Origin of the sequence: Saccharopolyspora sp. NPDC050642 (genome assembly GCF_040654735.1) — a bacterium.
Lineage (GTDB): Bacteria > Actinomycetota > Actinomycetes > Mycobacteriales > Pseudonocardiaceae > Saccharopolyspora > Saccharopolyspora elongata.
The window spans coordinates 656323-676395 of the sequence record NZ_JBFAIN010000001.1 but is presented as its reverse complement, the minus strand read 5'-3'; the positions used below and the strand labels follow the sequence as shown (position 1 = coordinate 676395).

Genomic DNA, 20073 nt, shown 5'->3' with positions numbered 1-20073 from the left:
TCCACGTCCGCGATATCGCGGCTCCCGATCGCAGTGTGCCCGCGAAACGCTGTGGCAGCGGCTCGTGCAGGTCGCGGCCGTTGCCGGCAGGCACGACGGTGTCAGCCGTGCTCGTGGCCAGGCCGCTCGTCGATGAGCCGGAACCGCTGAGCAAGCTCATCGGCCAGGTCGGTTGCGTCGCGGGTGCCGTCGACGGCGAGCACCGGCAGGTCTGCCTCGGCTGCCTGCCGGCGAAGCTCGGCATCCCACAACTCGTCGCGGGCAAGACGGTTGGCGAACGCCCGGGCGTGGTCGCTGTCGCCCCAGTTGGCGCGGGCTCGGCCCGGGTCGGCGAATCGGACGCTCAGCACGCGGTGCCGGAACTCCGGCGTCGGTAGGAGGAAAACGGCCTGCTCCTGCCAGGTCAACAGCGGGGCGAGGTCACGCGGCGTGGCACCGAAGTAATCCACGAGGACCGGCCGGTCGGTGGGCATGGCGAGCAGGTCCTCGACGAGGAACCCGATCGTCTCGCCGTGCAGGCTGGCCATGCCGTTGAACCCGTCCTCCGGTGCGAGCAGGCTTCGCTGCTCGCGTGTGAGCCGCAGCGTCGCGTGCAGGTACGGGTGTCGATCGGGCGTGCACCGGGTGACCCAGTCGTGCTCGGCCCGGTCACCGTCGTAGACGGCCAAGCCGAACCGATCGGCAAGGAACCGGGTGATGGTGCTCTTGCCCGCACCCGTGCCGCCGGCGATCCAGCGGACATGCCCCAGCCGATGGGCAAGACCAGCAGGCGTGTGGTGAGCGTCGAGTGTCCCCATGACCAGCAGTGTCACCGACCTCGCAGCCGAGGAACAGTCTTGTCGTCGCTCGCCGGGCAGGGGAACGTGGACCTGGGGGAACAGGTCACCGCGTGGTCGGTGCGCGCAGGCTGCCCGCAACTCTCCAAATGGCACGGTGACTTCGACGCCGCACCCGCCGATCGAGGGCAAGCCCACTCTGAACGCGCCCGGTTCCCCGCACCGTTGGTGATTTCGCGCGAAATCGCCCGCCAGGCGGTGACGACTCACTCGGGCCCGCGCCCGTTCTGAAACGCGCTCGTGATCGTTGGGCGTGCCGATTGCGTTCGCCGGGCGCGGGGATCGCCCCGGTCGCAGCGTCTCTTCGCCCAGCAAGGGAGAACTCGCCGGTGTCACGCCACAAGACCTGGTCGCCGGTCGGTGACCAGGTCTTGTGGCGTGTCGAGAGCGGATTTCATTCCAGTAGAACGGTTATCGGCGTGTGGCGGGCGGATCCACCTGCCACAGCTCGCTTTCTAGCAGCCGGGCCGGGCCGGAGTCGGTCTCGCGGGTGCGTTGGCCGCTCGCCCGGTGGAAGGCGGCGTCGCCGCCGGAGCGGCCGCGCAGGCTCTCCGGCACACCGTCGGTTCCGGCCGGCCTGCGCTTGGTCTCGGTCCGGCCGGTGGACTGCTCGGCGCTGCCCGGGCGCAGCGTGCCCGTAGCGCCGGGGCCGGCGGACGGCGGGATCATCGGCGGCGGCATAGCGCCCGCGACCGGTTTCGCCCCGGCCGCGGCGGCGGTTCCCGGCTTCACCTCGGCGGCCAGGCTGGGCGCCCGCTTGCCCGCTACCGGCTTCGCCCGCGGCATCATGCCCGCTCCGCCCGCCGCGCCCGCCCAGCCCAGCCCACCTGACGGCACCGGCGGGCCGGACGCCGACGGCAGCCCGGCGCCGAGGTGCGCGTTCGGGACCGGGCCGGTCACGGGCGTCGCCCCGGCCAGCGACGGCCCGGTCGCGCCGGAGAGGTCCGGTGCGGTCGCGCCGTCGGTCATCGACGAGGCCAGGTTCTGCAGTTCCGACAGGACGTCCATCCCGGCGTTCGCCGCCTTGAGGAACTCGCCCGGGGAGCCTTCGACAACAGGGAGGCCGCCCTTCGGCGCGGGCAGCACGTCGCCCGGCGACTGGAGCCCGGAGGCCGCGACGACCTTGAGCATCGACATGTCGAACTGCGCCCCCAGGGCCGACATCCGCGCGCCGGCCGCCTGCTGGAACGCCGGGGCCATTCCCATGGTGAGCGGGTTGGACATGGCGAGCATGTAGGACTCGTAGAGGCCGGTCACGGTCCCGAGGGCCTCCGGGATCGCGCCGGCCAGCGTGGTCAGCGTCTCGACCGGCTGGGCCGCGTCGATCCGGTCGGCCCACATCGTCAGCTCGGCCAGCGACCGCTGGACCTTCTCCTCGTGCGCCCGCCCGGCGTCGTCCTTCCAATGTGGAGCGAGCTCGCCCGCGCGGGTGTGCAGCTCCACCCTGGCCTCTTCGATCCAGGCGCGGACCTCGGTCCACATCCGCGCCGCGTCGGTGAGGACGGCGACGTTCGCCTGCTCGGCGGTGATCATCGCCATGTGCGCCTCGATGGGCAGCAGGTTGTAGGGGATTGCCATGGATGCCCTCCTCAGGCGGCGCTGGTCGGGGAGGCGGTTCCGGGCTCGTCACCCGGCTTCGCGGCGGATTGCCGGCCGAACGTCCCGCCCGCCTGCTTCAGCAGGCCGAGCCCCTTGTTCGCGAGCTTCAGGGCCGAGGCGGTCAGCGTGAGCGCGCTGGTCACGTCGGCGGCGCTGTAGGTCGCCGCGGCCGCCTTGACCTTCGCGGAGTCGGTCACCAGGTCCTCGGTCACCTTCGTCAGGTACGTGGCCATGGCCGCCGTGGCGGCCTTGTCCAGCACGGACATCGCGATCCCCTCGAACAGGCCGGACAGGTTCGGCGGCGTCCCCAGCCGCGTGAGCGACGGCGGCATCGGGGGAGCGGTGAGCCGGCTGGAGAACGCGCTCATCGCCTCGGTGTTGCCGTTGACCTCTGCTGCGGGCATACGCCCCTCCTCGATGTCCGGCGCGGTGTCGCGCGGTTGCGGTCCGGGTCGGCCCGGCAGTTCCGCTGGATTGCCACGGGTTTTCGCGCATCGCCTGCCCCCTGCTCAGCGAAGCACGGCGGCCGGTCGCGGTGGGGGCCGCGACAGCAACCGGCCATTTCGGCTACGAGCCCGGCGGGAGCCAGGCGATCTGGACCTGGTCCTTCTGCCCGCGGCGGTCGACCAGCCAGCCGCGGCCCGGCGGCAGCACCTGTGCGCGCATGCCGCCCAGCAGCGGGCCCTCGTCCCGGTCGCCGGACATCATCAGGCCGGGCGCGCCGACCTCCCGAAGCCGGGCCAGGAACGGCTCGAACAGCCCGCGCCCGGCCCCGCCGGTGCGGCGGGCCAGCACGACGTGCAGGCCGATGTCGGCGCCCTGCGCCGCCAGCGGCAGCAGCGACATCAGCGGGTGTTCCTGGTGCGTGGCCACCATGTCGTAGTCGTCGACGAGCACGAAGATCTCCGGTCCCTGCCACCAGTTCCGGGCCCGCAGCTGTTCCGGCGTGATGTCCTGCCCCGGCAGCCGCTTGGTCAGCTCGGCGGCCACCTCGGCGAGCAGGCCGCGGCTGTGCGCGTCGTTGGTGCCGGTGCCGAGCAGGTGCTCGTCGCCGATCTCGCCGAGCAGGCCGCGCCGGTGGTCGACGAGCACGATCCGCGCCTCGCTCGGCGAGTACGCCCGGCAGATCCGCCGGGCCAGCACCCGCAGGAACGAGGTCTTGCCGGATTCGGTGTCGGCCAGCAGGAAGAAGTGCGGGTCGGCGGTGAAGTCCAGCCGCATCGGGGAGAGGTCGCGCTCATGGATGCCGACGGCGAGCCCCGCCTCGGCCCCGGTGAGCTCGTCGGTGGCGGGCAGTTCGGCGTAGGGCAGCACGCCCGGCAGCAGCCGCACCGGCGGCGCGGGCTCGCCCGGCCACGCCGCGCCGACCGCCTCGACCAGCGCGCCGATGCCGCCGGCCAGATCGCCTGCGCTGCTCGCCCCGTCGATCCTGGGCAGCGCCACCAGCATCTGGTGCCCGCTCATCGCGAGACCTCGCCCGGGCGAGTCGGCGGGCACGCTCATCGCGGCGCGCCGGTCGACGATCGAGTCGATCGGGTCGCCGATCTTCAGCTCCAGCCTGCTGGCGAACAGGTCCCGGACGTTCATCCGCAGCTCGAAGGAGCGGGCGCAGGACGCCACCACGTGCACGCCGTAGGACAGGCCGCGGGCGGCGATGTCGCCGACGACCTCCTCCAGGTCGGTGAAATCGTTGCGCAGCGTCTGCCAGCCGTCGATCACCAGGAAGACGTCGCCGTGCGGGTGGTCGGCGAACCGGCCCTCGGCGCGCAACCGGCGGTAGGTGGCGATGCCGTCGATCTGGTGCTCGGCGAACATCCGCTCGCGCTGGGCGAGCAGCGTCGCCACCTCGGCGACGGTGCGCCGGACCGCGCCGGTGTCCAGGCGTCCCGACACGCCCGCGACGTGCGGCAGGCCGGCGAGCGAGCCGAGCGTGCCGCCGCCGAAGTCCAGGCAGTAGAACTGGGTTTCGCGCGGGGTGTGGGTGAGCGCGAGACTGGCGATCAGGGTGCGCAGCGCGGTGCTCTTGCCGGTCTGCGGGGCACCGAGCACCAGCACGTGCCCGGCGGCGCCGGACAGGTCCAGCTCCAGCGGGTCGCGCCGCTGCTCCAGCGGCCGGTCCACGATGCCCAGCACCGGGCGGAGCGTGCCCGCCGGGGCGGCGGTCAACCCGCGCACCGGATCGGCGGTCAGCGGCGGCAGCACGGCGTCCAGCGACGGCGAATCGGACAGCGGCGGCAGCCACACCTGGTGCGCCGGCGTGCCCCGGCCCTGCAGTCGGTCCACCATGACGTCCAGCAGCGTTTCGCCGACGGCGACCTCCTCGTCGGCCTCCGGCTCCTCCGGCGCGTCGTCGAGAGCGGGTTCCGGGGAGAGGTACGTGGTCGTGTACTCGTGCAGCGCCAGCCGTTCGCCGAAGGCGGCGGCGACGCCCGTTCCGGCGGCGCTCTGGTAGACGCCGGAGACGTAGGCGGAGCGGAACCGGTCCATCGGCTCGGTGCCGACCTTGAGGAATCCGTGCCCGGGAGCCCGCGGCAGCCGGAAGGCGTCCGGCACGCCGAGCACCGCCCGGCTCTCCATCTCGGAGAAGGTGCGCAGCCCGATCCGGTAGGACAGGTGGGTTTCCAGGCCGCGTAACCGGCCCTCGTCCAGCCGCTGCGAAGCGAGCAGGAGGTGCACGCCGAGCGAGCGGCCGACCCGTCCTATTTGGACGAACAGGTCGATGAACTCCGGTTTGGCCGACAGCAGTTCGGAGAACTCGTCGCAGATGACCAGCAGCGTCGGCACCTCGGGCAGCGGGGCCCCGGCGGCGCGGGCCTTCTCGTAGTCGCGCAGGGAAGCGAAGTCGCCCGCCGCGCGCAGCAGCTCCTGGCGGCGGATCAGCTCGCCGTTGATCGCGTCGGTCATCCGGTCGACCAGGTGCAGTTCCTCGGCGAGGTTGGTGATCACCGCGCTGGTGTGCGGCAACGCGTCCAGCCGGGCGAAGGTGGCGCCGCCCTTGAAGTCGACCAGCGCGAAGTTCAGCGAGTTCGGCGGGTGGGTGACGGCCAGCGCCAGCACGAGGGTGCGCAGCAGCTCCGACTTGCCGGAGCCGGTCGCGCCGACCAGCAGGCCGTGCGGGCCCATGCCGTCCTGGGCCGACTCCTTCAGGTCGATCTCGATCGGAACGCCGTCGGCCCGGATGCCGAACTTCACCCGCAGCCGGTCCCGGTTCGGCCGCGGCGCCCAGGTCTCGGCCGGGTCGAGCTCGTACGGGTCGCCCAGCTCCAGCAGGTCGGCCAAGCCCAGCTCGTTGGTCATCGGCTCCTCGCCGCGCACGCCGGTGGTCAGCCGCAGCGGGGCCAGCTGCCGGGCCAGGCCCTCGGCCGCGGCCGCGCCGAGCGAGTCCGCCCGGCCGACCGATGCGGCACCGTCCATCGTCTCGCTGCCCAGCTCGCCGTCGGCGGCCACGTCCAGCACCACCGCGCTCCGGTCCAGCGCCCGCGGCGGCGCGGTGGTCAGGTTCACCACGGTCACGCCTTCCACGCCGCCGCCGGTCATCAGGTGATCGGAACCGGCGACGGAGCCGCCGTCGAGCACCACCACCAGGTGCGGGCCCGGGATGCCCGCCCCGGCCTCCGGATCGAAGCGCGGCCGCTTGGCGAGCTCCTCCTCCAGCATCGATTCCAGCGCCGGAATCTCCTGGGCCACCAGGCGAACCGGCCCGACGGCGTCGGTGCGTTCCGGGTGCAGCGCGTGCGGCAGCCACTTGATCCAGTCCCAGTCCGGGCGGCGGTCTTCGCCCACGCACACCGCGATCCGCAGGTCGTCCGGCGAGTGCGAGGTGGCCAGCTGCGCGAGCATCGCGCGCAGCGCACCCAGCGCCGCGGCGCGGTCGCCGCGCAGGTAGATCCGGCTGAAACCGTTGACCGCGATCGCGACCGGCAATCGATCCACTGTGGAGAACGTGGTGAGGAACCTGCGCAGCGCCAGCGCGGACAGCGGTTCGAGTTCCTCCAGCGGTTTGGTGTCGGGCGCGACCAGCGTGACGGTCGGGCGTTGCGCGCCGCTGCCGATCCGGGCGACACCGAAATCCGCGTCGTCCTTGCGCCGCTCCCACAACCGGTAGCTCGCCGCCACCGACCACAGCGAGGCCGGATCCGGGTGCAGGTACTCCATCGCCGCGCGCTGCCCGCGCACCGACCGCCGGAACCGCAGCCGGTGCTGGGCGAGGTGCCGCAGGTACTTGCGCCGGGCGTGGCCCATCTCGCGCTTGCTCGGGCCGCCGCTCTGCAGGAAGCCCATGACGACCATGCCGAGCATCGCCACGCCCATCAGCCCGTACATGACGAAGCGGATGGAACCGCCCAGCGAACCGGAGAACATCAGCATCATGCCCGCCGTCATCGCCACCATGGGCAGGACCATGAACACCTGCGTCCACTGCCGGGCGGGCGGCGGCGGGATCTCCGGCGGCGCCTGCAGCACCAGCTCGCCGGCGGGCATCTCCGGCGCCGGCCTGCGGGCCGGCCTCTTCACCACGACTGTCGCCATGACCGTGATGGTTCGCGATCGGCGGCGGTGGGCGCGGGCGATGGCAGGAACGTGCCGCGCCGGGCGCGGGAGGAGTTCCGCGCTCTAGCTTCGGCATCGGAACCGCACGCCGAGCAGAGGAGGGGTGGATGGTTTCCAACCAGGCCCACATCGATTACGGGGCGATGCAGCACCTGGTCTCCCTGACGGAGAACAGCCAGCGCGACCAGAACGGCGCGAGCGTGGCCCACAGCCAGCGCAACAGCGAGACGGTCCAGGGTGGACTGCTGGGGTCGCCGCAGGCCGCGGCCTTCTCGGTCGGTCAGAACCGCGACGACCAGTGGCGGAAGGTCGCGGACCACAACCAGCTCCTGGTCGACAACAACAACCAGTTGCTGTCCGTGTACCAGGGCGGCCAGGACGCCGCCCAGAGCGTGCTCGCCGCGCCGGACTACGGCACCTCGAGCGTCATCAACCCGACCTGAAGGGAATAGCGAATGTCGACCGGCGGGGAATTCAAGATCGTCTTCGACATGATGGACACGGCGATGTCCGATGCCCAGAAGACGGCGGCCCAGATCGGGGACTACTTCGACGGGCAGGTCCAGCAAGCGATGAACATCAACCACTTCGACGAGGCCCACCAGCAGATGTCGCAGTCCTACCAGCTGCGCCAGAAGGAAACCGGGTACTGGCAGGAGGGCCTGACCGCGGAGGGCAACGCCTACGGCAACGTCGGCGACATCGGCAACCAGACCCTGCGGCAAGGCATCAACATCGTCACCAACATCTAGACATTTCGTCATCACCGGATGCCCGGCGCGACACCGCGCCGGGCATCCGGTGTTCGCGGCGGGAAGCACCGCGTCCCGATTTACCCCGCGCATTAACAGTTTTCGGGACCCGGCGGTTTTAGACCGTTCAGCAGGCGTGCGCCGACCGGCCCCGCCGCTACTCTCATCGCATTCACAGCAGTGAAGTTTTGTCTGTTCGCTTTCCATGAAGGGCGTTCGCCATGTTCGCTGCTCTTTCTGCTGCCGCTTTGACGGCTTTGACCATGTTCTCCCCGGCGGGCTACCACGACGACGTTCCGCCGCCCACCGGCAAGATCACCATCGATGTGGCGACGGTGAACGGATCGGGGTGCCCGGCGGGAACCGCCGCGGTCGCGGTGTCCCCGGACAACACCTCGTTCACCGTGAGCTACAGCGACTACCTGGCCAAGGTGGGCCCGGGCGCGGATCCCACCGCTTTCCGCAAGAACTGCCAGCTCAACCTGATCGTCAACATTCCGCAGGGATTCACCTACGGCATCGCCAGCGCCGACTACCGCGGTTTCGCCCACCTCGAACCGGGGGCGACCGGGCTGGAGAAGGCGAGCTACTACTTCCAGGGGATGTCGGAGACGGGCCGTTTCCAGACGCCGTTCTCCGGCCCGCTGAGCGACAACTGGCAGGTGACCGACTCCACCGAGATCGGCGCGATCGTCTACAAGCCGTGCGGCGAACAGCGCAATTTCAACATCAACACCGAATTGCGGGTGGACGCCGGCACCTCGGACCCGTCGAAGACGAGCTTCATGTCGATGGACTCCACCGACGGCAACATCGACACCACCTACCACTTCGAGTGGAAGGAATGCCCGAAGCCGTAGCGGGTCCGGGCGCCGGTCCTCAGCGATCGGCGATGAGGAAGATCTGCTCCGGTGGTTCGACGGCGGCGGGTTCGGCGGGCAGCGAGCGCGCCCGGCCCGCCCGCCAGCGGCGCCGTCGCCCGCGCGGCAGGACCACCGCCATCGCCGCGGCCAGCACGACCACCCCGGCCGCGGCGATGGTCAGCCACTTCGCCGCGTCCGCCGTGCCCTGTTCCCACGCGATCCGGTCGAGCCGCGCCTGATCCGGTGGCTGCGGGACGTGCGCGGGCAGCGCCGCCGGGCTGTCGAGGTCGAGCCCGTCCGTCACCGCCCGGTACGGATCGACCAGGCCGGCCCCGTAGCCGTCGCCGGTCGCGCCGCCGCGGGCCGGGCTGGCGGTGGCCATCAGCCGCTGGGCGACCTCGGGCGCGGTGAGCCGGGGCCAGGCGGCGCGCACCAGCGCCGCGGTCCCGGCCACGAACGGCGTGGCGAAGCTGGTGCCGTCGACGTAGGTGTGACCGTCCACCCTGGTCGTGGCGAGCACCTTCTCGCCCGGCGCGACGAGGTCCACGTACCGGCCGATCTGCGAACCGGACATCCGGGCGCCGTCGATGTCCACGGCGCCGACGCCGAGCACGCCGTCGTACGCGGCCGGGTAGGACGGCAGTCCGGCGCTCGCGTCCCGCTGCGCGTTGCCGGCCGCGGCCACCACCAGCACGTCCTTGGCCACCGCGTACGCGACCGCGCCCCGGATGGCGGGGTAGTCGTCCAGCCCGGCCAGGGACAGGTTGATCACCTTCGCGCCCTGGTCCGCGGCGTAGCGGATGCCGTTCGCCACGACCTGCGGGTCGATCCGCAGCGACTCGCCGCGATCGCCGACGTCCCGGTCGCTGATCCGCACCGGCAGGATCGCCGCGTCCGGCGCGACCCCGTGGAAGCCGACGCCGGGCACCTGGTCGGCGGCGATGATCCCGGCCACCCCGGTGCCGTGGGAGACGCAGTCGAACGCGCCCGGCAACGCGCCCGTCAGGTAGAAGTCGCGGCCCGGCAACACCTTTCCCGGCCGGCGAAGCTGCGGGTGGTCGGCGTCGACGCCGGAGTCGACGACCGCGACCAGCACCCCGGAGCCCCGGCTGTGCGGCCATGCGCGCTCCGGGTCGAGGACCTGCTGGGCCCACGGCTGCTCCCGCACCTGCGGGCGCGCGGGCTCCGGGTCGTGGCAGGCCCCGGGCGGGGGAGCGGCGTCCGCGACGGCGCCGCCGGTGATCTGAAGCGCCGTCGCGGCAAGCACCGCGGCGAGCAGCACTCGATGTCGTCTCATCTCCACCATGGTCTTCCCGGTGCGGGCCGCATCGCTGCTCGTGGCCGCAACAGGCCACGAGCTCAGCGGGTGCGGCCCAGCGCGCGGTCCAGTTGGTGCAGCGCGGGGTCGAAATCGACGTCGGTGCGGTCGATTTCGGCATCCGAGGGCAGGAACGGCTTGGCGAGCTCGAACACGTCCTCGCGCGCGCAACCGGTCGCGAACCGGATGGTCCCCATGATCTGCTCGGCCAACCGCCGCGAATCGGGGGCGCGGAAGACCCGCGGATCGATGTGCAGCTCGACGAGTTCGCCGCGGCCGCTCACCGTCGCCGAGACGAGGCCGTCGGCGGAGTCGGCGGTGACCCGCATGGCGGTCAGCTCGTCCCGGAACTTCCGGATCCCGTCGGCGAGGCGCTCGTAGGTCTCCCGCATCTCGCCGAGGTCGTGGTCATCGGTCCCGTTCTGCACGCGTTCCCCGTCCCTTCTCGACGCTGCCGGCGAGGCGGGTGGCCTCGGCGATGACCGCGGGCCAGTCGTCCTGCCCGGCACCCGCGACCGAGACGACGACCAACCGATTCCCGTCCGGCACTTGCACTTCCGCCCTGATCCGCGGCAGGAACAGCTCCTCCCGCGCTCCCTCCGGCGGCAGGCGGTACTCCCCGGCGTGCAGGGCCACCAGAGCCGGCCCGTTGGCCAGCATCGCGACGCCGACCTGGGCCGCCGGGTGCCGCCGCCGGTAGGGCACGACGAGGCTGCTGGCGATCGCCACCGCGGGCAGCGGCATCGCGGCCAGCGGGGCGACGCCGACGGCAAGCGCCAGCGAGACCGGCGGATCGCCGGCGGTGAACCTGCCGAGGATGCTCGCGCCCTGCACGGCGGCGCCCGGTGGCAGCGGCATCGATTCGAAGCCCTCGGGCAACTCGATCCGGACGGAATCCGATGCCCGGGATTGAACGGCCGGAGTCATCGCGCCCCCACCCGGTCCCGTGCCCTGGTTTCGTCGCGCGCGCCCTGGCTCTCGTTGTCCGCCGCGATCCCGTCCCCGGCCGCGTTGGCGAACGGGACGAGGATGCGCAGCGGTGTTCCGCTGAGCGCGCCCTGCAAGGGATTCTCCGGCACCCAGTACGACTGCAGGTCGTTGAAGTACGTCGGTGGGCCCTCGTCGGGAGTGGCCAACTCCGCCCCGATCTGCTCCCCGACGACGAAGGTGGTGCCGTTCGGCACGCCGGACGCGCCGAAGATGACCGCCTGCCGGTCCCAGTTCAGCGTCTCCTCGGCGACATCGGCGCCGGCCTTGTCCGCCAGCGTGTGGCCGCCCAGCGCCACGACGCCGGTGCCCAGCGACGCGTTCCCCAATGCCTCGCTGAGTCCCTCCGCGATGGGATGCGGGACGACCCCGGCCACGTCGGAGGCCAGGCCGAGCGTGGTGCTGATGTCACCCACCACATCGGACACCTTGTTGATGAGTTCGGCGTTGTCCGTCAGCAGGTCCTGGCCCCTCTCCAGCAGGTTGCGGCCCTCGCCGAGCTCCGCGACGATCGCGCCGTGGTCCACGTTCCGGCGGTTGGCGATCCCGTCCAGCAGGCCGTTGAGGTGGTTGTTGATCCACGACGCGACCTGCTTCACGATCCGCTCCTGGGCGTCGTCGCCGATGAACGGGACGGCCCCGGCGGCCTCGTACGGGACGGTGTTGAGCGCGATGATGTTCTGGATGTACTGCTTCGCGTTCTTGACGTCGGCGGCGAACGCGCCGGCGAGCCCGCCGAGCTGCACCATCTGACCGGCGGCGCCGACGCCCAGCTTGATCTCCCAGGTCAGCACGCTGACGAACTGGCCGCCCGCCGGGTCCTGCCAGGCCTCCCAGACCGCCTCGAGACCCGCCTCGTTGAGCCCCGCGAACGCCGCGGCGGAATCCAGCAGCGCGAAGTAGATCGCGCCCACCATGTCCTCGTTGGTGTCCGGCCACTCGGTGAGCGGCTTGACCTTGGACCACAATTCCCCGGAGGGTTCCGAAACAGGCACAGCACTTCCCAGTGTCGCGTGTGGACGGATTCAGCGGATGCCGGGAATTCCGCCCTCGATGGTCTGGCTCGCGGCGATCTCGGCCTCCCGGTACGCCTGAACGGCGACGCGGCCCGCGTGGGTGGTCATCTCCAGCTTGTCGAGCACGCCGTCGGCGAGGGTGCGGACCTGCTCTGCCGCCGGGACGTAGGTCGGCCGGAACGCCTGCGCCAGCCTGCCCTGCCCGATGCCTTCCTCGTTGTTGACGGTCACCGGCCGAAGCCGGAGCCAGGTGCTGCTGGTATCGCTCAGGAGCGACTGGATCTGCACGATCTCGGTGTCGGTCGCTTCGAGTCGCATGTTGAGTTCCCAGGTCACGCCCCACCCCGAAGTCTCGTTCCAGCCCGGATCCGGACCAACGGTAGGCGCGGAGATGGCGGGCGAGGACCGGATGACACCTTGCTGCCATCACCGCCGTGCGCGACCCCGACGCCGGAACCCTTCGATCAGGCCGATGTGCCGCCTGGCACGACATCACGATCCGCAGTTTCAATTGAAACCTGCGTCCCGCAGACACCCGAGGACCAGTTTCAATTGAAACCTGCGGTCCCTCGGACCCTGGGGACCAGTTTCAATTGAAACCTGCGGTCCCTCGGACCCTGGGGACCAGTTTCAATTGAAACCTGCGGTTCGTCGGACCCTGGGGACCAGTTTCAATTGAAACCTGCGGTTCGTCGGACCCTGGGGACCAGTTTCAATTGAAACTGGTCCCCAGGTCAGGACGCGCTCAGCGGGAGGCGCAGCTCGAAGATCGCGCCACCCTCGTCGGCGTTGTAGACCGCCAGCGTCCCGTTGTGGGCTTGGGCCACCCAGCGCACGATCGACAGGCCCAGGCCGGACGATCCGCCGGTGCTGCTGAACCGGTCGAAGGCATCCGCCGCCGCCTCCGCGTCGATGCCAGGGCCGTGGTCGGCCACCGTGACGGTGCCGCCGGCCACCGTGATGTGCACGATCGCGTCCGCGCCCGGCTGCCGCCCGTACCGCATCGCGTTGTCCAGCAGGTTTCCGATGGCCCGCTGCACCAGCACCGGGTCGGCGTCCACTTTGGTCGGTGCCGCGGTGACGGTCACCTGCGCCCCGTCGGTCCGGGTGTCCTCGACGACGCCGACCACCAGCTGGTCCAGCCAGACCGGCTGGATGGTCAGCTGCTCGACCCCGGCCGCGAGCCGCGCCCGGGCCAGCAGGTCGTCGATGATGCTGCCCATCCGCGCCGCCAGCTGGACGGTGCGCGGCAGCAGATCGGCGCGCTGGGTCGGGTTGTCGAGCGCGGTTTCGGCGAGCGCGCGCAGCGCCGCCACCGGCGTCCGCAGGTCGTGCGCCGTCTCGGCGAGCAGCACCTCCTGCTGCTGCAACGCCGCTGCCGCGGGCCGGATCGAGCGTCCGGACAACAGGTGGCTCGCGGCCCCCAGCCCGCCGATCAACACCGCGCAGCCACCGATCACCACCAGCACCAGCTCGGTGTGCCGCTGCTGCTCCGGGCGAGCGTCGGCGACCGCGACCACCGCGCCGATGTAGGTGCCGTCGCGGCTGATCAGCGGCTCGGCCCGCACCCTGACCGGCTCGCCGCCGGCGCCCTCCTGGTAGCCGGAGACCAGGTTGCCGGAGCCGACGGCCCCGGCCGCCAGCCCGTTGAGCACCCCGATGTCCATCGGCACGCACTGCCGGTCCGACAGGTGCGGCTGGAAGGTGGGTGCGCCGCCGGGCAGGATCGCGAACTGCGGGCAGCCTTCGTTGAGCACGTCGGCGTTGACGAGGTTGAACTGGATGGCCTCGTCGTAGCCGACGAGCCTGCTGACCGACGAGGTGATCCGGTGCAGCTCGGCATCGGTCTGCTCGATGCCTCGCTTGCCGTCCTCGCTGATCACGAACCAGGCGAGCACCACGAGCCCGATGGCGTTCATCGCGGTGAACAGCGCGGTGAGCGTCCAGCGCAGCCTGCGCAGCCGGTCCGCTGCGGAGTGGTTCACGGCGTGCCGAGCCGGTAGCCGACGCCGCGCACCGCGTGGATCAACTCGGGTTCGCGCAGCTTGCGGCGCAACCTCCGGACCGTCGCGTCGACCACGTTGGACATCGGATCGGTCTGCTCGTCCCAGCAGTGCTCGATCAGATCGGCCCGTCCCACCGTTCGCCCCGCCCTGGTGAGGAGGTATTCGAGCACGGCGAACTCCTTGTTCGTCAAGGTCAGCAGCGCGCCCGCCCGGCGCACCTCGCGACGAGCGCAGTCCATCACGAGGTCGGTGTGGCTCAGCACGGTGGGCCGGAAGATACCGGCCCGGCGGCAGAGGTTGGCCACCCGCTCGGCGAGCTCGGCCATGGCGAACGGCTTGACCAGGTAGTCGTCGCCCCCGTGCTCGAACCCCGCCACCCGGTCGGCGAGCGCGTCGCGCGCGGTGAGGAACAGCACCGGCGCGTGCCAGCCCTCCCGGCGCCTGGCGTGGACGTAGTCGATGGCGTCGCCGTCCGGCAGCATCCGGTCGAACACCACGCAGTCGTAGTGGTTTTCGCGCAGGGCCGGATCCGCGGTCTTGATGTCCCCGCAGGCGTCGACTTCGACGTCCGACGTGCGCAGTTTCGCGGCGACCGCGATGCGCAGGTTCTCGTCGTCCTCGACGACCATGATCCGTGTCATCAAAACCTCATGTGGTGCGGAGGAAAGTCGGTGTCATGCAGTTCCAGCCACCCGCTCCGCCCGGTGCGCACACCGCGCGGAACACCTTCCTCGAGCCGGGGGACGCGAAGCGAGCCGCGCCCCTGAACGCTAACCCGAGGACGGGCGCAGGTCAGCCGATCGGTCCGATCTGGCATGAACCGGCCGCGGGCCGGAACTCGTTGCGGCGCGCCGGGAAGCCCTGCTCGGGGAGCAGCGGGACGCGGCCGCGCAGTCCGATTCCCACCGCTCAACGGAGGTGCCCGTCATGAAAGCCCAGCCAGCAGGTCGGCTCAGCCTGGTCGGGGGAAGCGGTCCGGCGACGGGCCGCGCCAGGATGGACGCGCTCCTGGCCTCGGCCACCAGCGAGGTGCTGGTCATGGCCGTCGGCGCGCAGTCCTGGCCGATCGGTGCGTTGCGCCGGTCGGGCGCGAACCTGCGCCACGGCGTGCGGTACCGGGTGCTGGCGCCCGACGCGGTGCGGCTTTCCGGGGCGCTGACCGGCCTGGCGCTCGCCGGGGCGGAGGTCCGGACCGATGCCGAGGTTCCGATGGAGGCGGTGGTGGTCGACGGGACGTCCGCGGTGCTGCCCGCGGACCGCTCGAACGCCGGGAGCGCCACGGGCGCGGCGTTCTTCCAGCTGCCCAGCGTCGTCACCGCGACCGTGGGCCTGTTCGAGCGGATCTGGCGGTCCGCGGTGCCGCTCACCCCGGCCGATCTGCCGGAATCCGGCGACGTTTCGGTGCTGACGAGCCGGGAGCGCGACCTGCTGACCCTGCTCTGCTCGGGCAGCACCGACGAATCGGCGGCGGCCCGCCTGGGCATCTCGGTCCGCACCGTCCGCAGGATGGTGGCCGACATCATGAACCGGCTCGGCGCGCGCAGCAGGTTCCAGGCCGGGGTCAAGGCGGCGGACCGGGGCTGGCTGATGGACAAGGCGGGGTGATCCGGTCTGGTCTCGCCAATGCCGGCATGCGGGCGGCGCCAGCGCGCTAGCGTGCACGTGTGCGGGTGTTGGTGACCGAGGACGACGACAACTTGCGGGTGGCGCTCGACGGGGCCCTGCGCGGCGCCGGGTTCGCGGTGGACGTCGCGGCCGACCTGCCCGCCGCCGACGAGGCTTTGTTCGTGAACGCCTACGACTGCGTGGTGTTCGACCGGATGCTGCCTGCCGGGGACGCGCTGCACTACGTGCGCGGCAAGCGCGCGGAGGGCTGGCCGGTGCCGGTGCTCTTCCTGACCGCGCGGGACAGCCTGGCTGACCGGATCGACGGCCTGCGCCTCGGCGACGACTACCTGGTGAAGCCCTTCGCGATGGCGGAGCTGGTGGCCAGGGTGCGCGGCCTGTGCCGGCGCACCACGGCGGGCCGGCCGGCGGTGCTGCGCTGCGCGGACGTCGAGCTCGACGGCGGAAACCACCAGGTGCGCCGGGCCGGCGTGCTGCTCACCTTGACCCGCAAGGAGTTCCTGGTCCTGGAGCGGATGATGACCTCGCCCGGCAAGCCGCTGTCGCGCCCGGAGCTGATCGACTACGCGTGGGACGAGGCGGCGGACCCGGCGTCGAACGTGCTCGACGTGGTGATCGGCCGCCTGCGCCGCAAACTCGGCGCCCCACCGCTGATCCAGACCGTCCGCGGCTCCGGCTACCTGATCATCGGGTAATCCACACCGAGCCAGGAAACTCCGACTTCAGAAGACGTTTCAGGCCGTTGCGCGGGCACGCGTGGTGGGTCGGTCGGTCCCCAGTTTCAATTGAAACTGGGGACCACCCCTCGTGGTCGCGAGGTGAGTGCTCAGCGCTTGGTCGCGGTCTGGCCGAGGCGGGATCGGACGGCGACTCCCGCGCAGGCGACCACCGCGATGCCGCCGAGGACCGTGGGCCAGGTGAGCTGTTCGTGCAGGAACAGCGCGGCCCAGCTGATGGTCATCACCGGCTGGGCGAGCTGGACCTGGCTGACCTGCGCCATCGGGCCGATCGCCAGTCCTCGGTACCAGGCGAAGAAGCCGAGGAACATGCTCACCACGGCAAGGTAGGCGAACGCGGCCCATTCGGTCGCGGTGCCGCTCGGGACGTGCCCGGCGATCGAGATGCCGGTGAGCGCGATCATCAGCGGCGCGGAGAGCACCAGCGCCCAGGACACGGTCTGCCAGGCGCCGAGTTCGCGGGCGAGGAGCCCGCCTTCCGCGTAACCGATCGCGGCCGCGACGACGGCGCCGAACAGCAGCAGATCGGACCAGTGCAGCGCGCTGAGCCCGCCGCCCTGCAACGCGGCGAACACGACGGCGGCGACCGCGCCCACGGCGGCCATGATCCAGAACGCCATCGGGGGCCGCTCGTGGCCGCGGATCACGGCCATCACGGCGGTCGCGGCGGGCAGGACGGCGATGACGACGGCGCCGTGGCTCGCGGGTGCAGTGGTGAGAGCGAAGGAGGTCAGCACGGGGAAGCCCACCACCACGCCGCCGGCGACGACCGCCACCCGGCCCCACTGGATGCCGCGGGGCAGGCGCTGCTTCGTGATCGCCAGCGCGGCGGCCGCGAGCAGCGCGGCGATGACCGCGCGGGCGGAGCCGATGAACAGCGGTGACATGCCGCCACTTTCGACGGCGACGCGGGTGAAGGGGACGGTGAAGGAGAACGCCGCGACCCCGAGCAGGCCCCACCAGAGCCCGGTCCCCGACGGGGATAGCACTGGCGTCGCAGGGGTAGTAGCGCTATCGTTATTACTCATGTCTGACGATAGCAGTCCGGCGAGGATCGCTGCGGCCCTGAGGCAGTGGATCGCCGCGGCTCCGCCGGGGGCGAAGCTGCCGTCGACGCGTTCCCTGGTCGCCCAGCACGGAGCGAGCCCGGTCACCGTGCAGAAGGCGCTGCGCGGCCTGGTCGCGCAGGGCGTGGTGGAGAGCCGCCCGGGCGTCGGCACGTTCGTCCGCGCCGCCCGCGTCGCCCGCCCGAACGACTTCGGGTGGCAGACGGCGGCGCTCGGGGCGCCGAACCACCGGATCCCGGAGCTGCCAACGGCTTTGCAGTCCGCCCCGAACGACGTGATCGCGCTGCATTCGGGATATCCCGAGCGCGCACTGCTGCCGGAACGTCTGGTCCGCGCGGCGTTCACCCGCGTGGCCCGCACCGACGCGCTGGTCGACAGGCCGCCGACGGCGGGCCTGCCGGAACTGCAGTCGTGGTTCGCGGCCGAACTGGAGTCGGCGACCCCGGCCGGAACGACCCCGGTCGCGCCGAGCGACGTCGTGGTCATCCCGGGCAGCCAGGGCGGGCTGAGCACCGCGTTCCGCGCTCTCGTCGGGATCGGGCGGCCGCTGCTCATGGAGTCGCCGACCTACTGGGGCGCGATCCTGGCCGCCGCCCAGGTCGGCGTGCAGGTCATCCCGGTGCCCAGCGGTTTCGGCGGTCCCGATCCCGATGTGCTGTCGCGCGCTTTCGAGCAGTCCGGGGCCCGAGCCTTCTACGCCCAGCCCAGCTTCGCCAGCCCGACCGGGGCGCTGTGGTCGCCGGAGCTGGCAGGCCGGGTCCTGGACACGGTGCGGCAGCACGGCGCGTTCCTCATCGAGGACGACGCGGCGCACGACTTCGGCATGACGGCCGACCCGCGCCCGGTCGCCGCGCAGGACGACGGAGGGCATGTCGTCTACATCCGCTCGCTGAGCAAGAGCGTCTCGCCGGCCGTCCGCGTCGCCGGGCTGATTGCGCGCGGCCCGGCGCGCAAGCGGATCCTCGCGGATGCGCAGGCGGAATCCATTTACGTCAGCGGTGTTCTGCAGGCGGTCGCGCTCGACGTCGTCACGCAACCCGCCTGGCGGACCCACCTGCGCCGGCTCCGCCACGAGCTGAGAACCCGCCGGGACCTGCTCGTCGAAAGCCTCCGCGAGCACGCGCCCGGCGTGCAGCTGGAAGCCGTGCCGCAGGGCGGGCTGAACCTGTGGGCGCGGCTGCCGGACGCCGTCGATCTCGGCCGGGTCGTCCAGGAATGCAAGTCGGCGGGCGTCATCATCGGCGCGGGCAGCGAGTGGTTCCCGGCGGAACCGACGGGGCAGTACATCCGCCTCAACTACGCGCGGCCGAACCCCGGCGCCTTCCCCGACGGGGCGCGCACGATCGGCCAGGTGCTCGCCCGCGTGACCTAGGTGCAGGCATGGCGGCTGACGTCGTGCCGGCCGCCATGCGTTGCGTTCAGCGGGTTTTCCGCGCCCTGTCGAGGAGGACGAGCGGGATGGCGGCCAGAGCGAGAGCCGCACCGATCAAGCACACCGAGGTGAGAGCGGCCCCTTGCGCGAGCGAGGCGGCCGCCAGGACCGGCGTGATGCTGATGCCCAGCTGGAACGCCGACACGGTGGTGGCACCGGCGAGCGTCGGCGCATCGGCCGCGATCGCGAAGACGCGTCCGTAGAGGGCCGGGTTCAGCACGAACGCGGCGACGCCCAGCAGGAACACCGCCGGTACCACCGCCCAGACCTGCTGGATCGCGAAAACCATTGCGACGGACAGGATCACGATCGCCGATGCGCCGGTGAGCAGCGCGACGTGGGGGCGCCGATCGGAGACGCGGCCGCCGACGGACAGCCCGGCGAAGGCGCCGATCCCGAACAGCGCGAGGACGGCCGGGATCCACGCCTCGGGAACGCCGGTGATCCCGGCGAGCATGGCGGCGAGGTAGTTGAACGTGATCATGTACGCCGCGGTGGTCAGGATCGTGATCGCGTAGATGCCCCAGAGCACCGGCTTCCGCATCGTGGCGAGCTCCCGCGACACGCTCGGCGCGGCGGTCCGCTCGGTGCCCGAGGAGCCGGGGAGCCCGAGCAGGCAGCCGACCATCCCGGCGGCGGTGAGGACCACCACGGCCCAGAAACCGCCGCGCCATTCGGTGAAGTGGCTCAGCAGCGTGCCCGCGGGGCCGCCGGCGACCATCGCCACGCTGAGGCCGCTGACCACGACTCCGGAGGCGCGCGCGTTGCGGTCCGGTGTCACCAGGCCGATCGCGGTCACCGACGCGACGGCGAAGAAACCCGCGTAGGCGATGCCCGAGATCGCCCTGGTGACCAGCAAGATCTCGTAGTCGCCGAGCAGCCCGGCCACGATGCCTGCCGCGAAGACGCCCTGGGTGACCACCAGCGCGGTGCGGCGCGGCCAGCGCAGGCTGAGCACGGCGAACGGCGGCCCGCCGATCACGACGCCCAGCGCGAACGCGGTGATCAGGAGCCCGGCGGACGAGAGCGTGACGTCCAGATCGGCGGCGACCGCCGGTAGCACTCCGGCCAGCAGGAACTCCGCGCTTCCCATCGCGAACAGGCTGAAACCCAGCAGGTACACACCGGCGGGCAACCTTTCGGAGCCTCCGCTCCGCGACGTCTTCCTCGTCGAATCAACAGTCGTGTCCACTCGGACCACCTCCACTGGGAGGATCGGGCGGTCTTCGCGGTTTCAGCAAACAACGTTGCCGATTCCGGGACGGATCTGGTCGGCTGCCCGC

20 protein-coding genes are annotated in these 20073 nt (G+C 71.6%); 7 read left to right on the top strand and 13 right to left on the bottom strand.

Annotated features, from left to right (window positions below; translation table 11 throughout):
• Positions 1 to 101: 101 nt before the first annotated feature.
• Complete coding sequence (locus AB0H93_RS03180; protein ID WP_358566554.1) at positions 102 to 797, bottom strand: hypothetical protein; 696 nt, start codon at positions 795 to 797, stop codon at positions 102 to 104.
• Between the two features lie 39 nt (positions 798 to 836).
• Here AB0H93_RS03180 and AB0H93_RS03175 point away from each other — a divergent pair, with 39 nt between their 5' ends.
• The gene (locus AB0H93_RS03175) at positions 837 to 1067 is read left to right on the top strand and encodes a hypothetical protein (protein ID WP_358566551.1); all 231 of its coding nucleotides are present in this window, start codon (positions 837 to 839) and stop codon (positions 1065 to 1067) included.
• A 180-nt stretch (positions 1068 to 1247) separates the two neighbouring features.
• Here the strand turns inward: AB0H93_RS03175 and AB0H93_RS03170 are convergent, their stop codons facing one another.
• From AB0H93_RS03170 to eccCa, 3 genes are all read right to left on the bottom strand, one after another.
• Complete coding sequence (locus tag AB0H93_RS03170; protein WP_358566548.1) at positions 1248 to 2414, bottom strand: hypothetical protein; 1167 nt, start codon at positions 2412 to 2414, stop codon at positions 1248 to 1250.
• 11 nt (positions 2415 to 2425) lie between these two features.
• On the bottom strand, positions 2426 to 2839 hold the full coding sequence (locus AB0H93_RS03165; RefSeq protein WP_358566545.1) for a hypothetical protein: 414 nt from the start codon (positions 2837 to 2839) through the stop codon (positions 2426 to 2428).
• A gap of 163 nt (positions 2840 to 3002) precedes the next feature.
• Positions 3003 to 6965 carry a type VII secretion protein EccCa gene (gene eccCa / locus AB0H93_RS03160; protein ID WP_358566542.1) on the bottom strand — a complete coding sequence of 1321 codons (3963 nt, stop codon included), beginning with the start codon at positions 6963 to 6965 and terminating at the stop codon, positions 3003 to 3005.
• A gap of 128 nt (positions 6966 to 7093) precedes the next feature.
• Between eccCa and AB0H93_RS03155 the strand changes: the two genes are divergently transcribed.
• From AB0H93_RS03155 to AB0H93_RS03145, 3 genes are all read left to right on the top strand, one after another.
• Positions 7094 to 7429: a hypothetical protein gene (locus AB0H93_RS03155; RefSeq protein ID WP_358566539.1), complete on the top strand. Its 336-nt coding sequence runs from the start codon at positions 7094 to 7096 to the stop codon at positions 7427 to 7429.
• Between the two features lie 12 nt (positions 7430 to 7441).
• A complete protein-coding gene (locus AB0H93_RS03150; protein ID WP_358566536.1) occupies positions 7442 to 7738 on the top strand; it encodes a hypothetical protein in 297 nt (98 codons plus the stop codon).
• 263 nt (positions 7739 to 8001) lie between these two features.
• Positions 8002 to 8598: a DUF4360 domain-containing protein gene (locus tag AB0H93_RS03145; protein ID WP_358566894.1), complete on the top strand. Its 597-nt coding sequence runs from the start codon at positions 8002 to 8004 to the stop codon at positions 8596 to 8598.
• 19 nt (positions 8599 to 8617) lie between these two features.
• On the opposite strand, the gene mycP is transcribed toward AB0H93_RS03145, so the two are convergent.
• From mycP to AB0H93_RS03110, 7 genes are all read right to left on the bottom strand, one after another.
• Positions 8618 to 9898 (bottom strand): type VII secretion-associated serine protease mycosin, encoded by a 1281-nt coding sequence (gene mycP, locus AB0H93_RS03140; protein ID WP_358566533.1) that lies wholly within the window; start codon positions 9896 to 9898, stop codon positions 8618 to 8620.
• Positions 9899 to 9960: 62 nt separating this feature from the next.
• On the bottom strand, positions 9961 to 10347 hold the full coding sequence (locus AB0H93_RS03135) for a YbaB/EbfC family nucleoid-associated protein (RefSeq protein ID WP_358566530.1): 387 nt from the start codon (positions 10345 to 10347) through the stop codon (positions 9961 to 9963).
• Positions 10328 to 10846: a hypothetical protein gene (locus AB0H93_RS03130; RefSeq protein ID WP_358566527.1), complete on the bottom strand. Its 519-nt coding sequence runs from the start codon at positions 10844 to 10846 to the stop codon at positions 10328 to 10330. The genes AB0H93_RS03135 and AB0H93_RS03130 overlap by 20 nt, the downstream gene beginning before the upstream one ends.
• Entirely contained in the window at positions 10843 to 11901 is a 1059-nt protein-coding gene (locus AB0H93_RS03125) for a hypothetical protein (RefSeq protein WP_358566524.1), read from the bottom strand. The genes AB0H93_RS03130 and AB0H93_RS03125 overlap by 4 nt, the downstream gene beginning before the upstream one ends.
• Positions 11902 to 11931: 30 nt before the next feature.
• Entirely contained in the window at positions 11932 to 12240 is a 309-nt protein-coding gene (locus AB0H93_RS03120) for a hypothetical protein (RefSeq protein WP_358566521.1), read from the bottom strand.
• A 416-nt stretch (positions 12241 to 12656) separates the two neighbouring features.
• Entirely contained in the window at positions 12657 to 13907 is a 1251-nt protein-coding gene (locus AB0H93_RS03115) for a HAMP domain-containing sensor histidine kinase (RefSeq protein ID WP_358566518.1), read from the bottom strand.
• Positions 13904 to 14569 (bottom strand): response regulator transcription factor, encoded by a 666-nt coding sequence (locus tag AB0H93_RS03110; RefSeq protein ID WP_358566515.1) that lies wholly within the window; start codon positions 14567 to 14569, stop codon positions 13904 to 13906. Before AB0H93_RS03110 ends, AB0H93_RS03115 begins: the two co-directional genes overlap by 4 nt.
• Before the next feature lie 286 nt (positions 14570 to 14855).
• Here AB0H93_RS03110 and AB0H93_RS03105 point away from each other — a divergent pair, with 286 nt between their 5' ends.
• On the top strand, positions 14856 to 15533 hold the full coding sequence (locus tag AB0H93_RS03105; RefSeq protein WP_358566512.1) for a helix-turn-helix transcriptional regulator: 678 nt from the start codon (positions 14856 to 14858) through the stop codon (positions 15531 to 15533).
• A gap of 59 nt (positions 15534 to 15592) precedes the next feature.
• Positions 15593 to 16249, top strand: a complete 657-nt coding sequence (locus tag AB0H93_RS03100; protein ID WP_358566509.1) for a response regulator transcription factor — start codon at positions 15593 to 15595, stop codon at positions 16247 to 16249.
• Between the two features lie 131 nt (positions 16250 to 16380).
• Here AB0H93_RS03100 and AB0H93_RS03095 read toward each other — a convergent pair whose 3' ends face one another.
• A complete protein-coding gene (locus tag AB0H93_RS03095) occupies positions 16381 to 17280 on the bottom strand; it encodes a DMT family transporter (protein ID WP_358566506.1) in 900 nt (299 codons plus the stop codon).
• Between the two features lie 37 nt (positions 17281 to 17317).
• Here AB0H93_RS03095 and AB0H93_RS03090 point away from each other — a divergent pair, with 37 nt between their 5' ends.
• A complete protein-coding gene (locus AB0H93_RS03090; RefSeq protein ID WP_358566503.1) occupies positions 17318 to 18730 on the top strand; it encodes a PLP-dependent aminotransferase family protein in 1413 nt (470 codons plus the stop codon).
• Between the two features lie 46 nt (positions 18731 to 18776).
• On the opposite strand, the gene AB0H93_RS03085 is transcribed toward AB0H93_RS03090, so the two are convergent.
• The gene (locus AB0H93_RS03085) at positions 18777 to 19925 is read right to left on the bottom strand and encodes an MFS transporter (protein ID WP_358566500.1); all 1149 of its coding nucleotides are present in this window, start codon (positions 19923 to 19925) and stop codon (positions 18777 to 18779) included.
• Between the last annotated feature and the right edge of the window lie 148 nt (positions 19926 to 20073).

Coding starts and splice junctions, on each gene's coding strand:
- AB0H93_RS03180 (WP_358566554.1), bottom strand. CDS start 797: ATGGGGACACTCGACGCTCACCACACGCCTGCTGGTCTTGCCCATCGG.
- AB0H93_RS03170 (WP_358566548.1), bottom strand. CDS start 2,414: ATGGCAATCCCCTACAACCTGCTGCCCATCGAGGCGCACATGGCGATG.
- AB0H93_RS03165 (WP_358566545.1), bottom strand. CDS start 2,839: ATGCCCGCAGCAGAGGTCAACGGCAACACCGAGGCGATGAGCGCGTTC.
- eccCa (WP_358566542.1), bottom strand. CDS start 6,965: ATGGCGACAGTCGTGGTGAAGAGGCCGGCCCGCAGGCCGGCGCCGGAG.
- AB0H93_RS03155 (WP_358566539.1), top strand. CDS start 7,094: ATGGTTTCCAACCAGGCCCACATCGATTACGGGGCGATGCAGCACCTG.
- AB0H93_RS03150 (WP_358566536.1), top strand. CDS start 7,442: ATGTCGACCGGCGGGGAATTCAAGATCGTCTTCGACATGATGGACACG.
- AB0H93_RS03145 (WP_358566894.1), top strand. CDS start 8,002: ATGTTCTCCCCGGCGGGCTACCACGACGACGTTCCGCCGCCCACCGGC.
- mycP (WP_358566533.1), bottom strand. CDS start 9,898: ATGAGACGACATCGAGTGCTGCTCGCCGCGGTGCTTGCCGCGACGGCG.
- AB0H93_RS03130 (WP_358566527.1), bottom strand. CDS start 10,846: ATGACTCCGGCCGTTCAATCCCGGGCATCGGATTCCGTCCGGATCGAG.
- AB0H93_RS03120 (WP_358566521.1), bottom strand. CDS start 12,240: ATGCGACTCGAAGCGACCGACACCGAGATCGTGCAGATCCAGTCGCTC.
- AB0H93_RS03110 (WP_358566515.1), bottom strand. CDS start 14,569: ATGACACGGATCATGGTCGTCGAGGACGACGAGAACCTGCGCATCGCG.
- AB0H93_RS03105 (WP_358566512.1), top strand. CDS start 14,856: ATGAAAGCCCAGCCAGCAGGTCGGCTCAGCCTGGTCGGGGGAAGCGGT.
- AB0H93_RS03090 (WP_358566503.1), top strand. CDS start 17,318: ATGTCTGACGATAGCAGTCCGGCGAGGATCGCTGCGGCCCTGAGGCAG.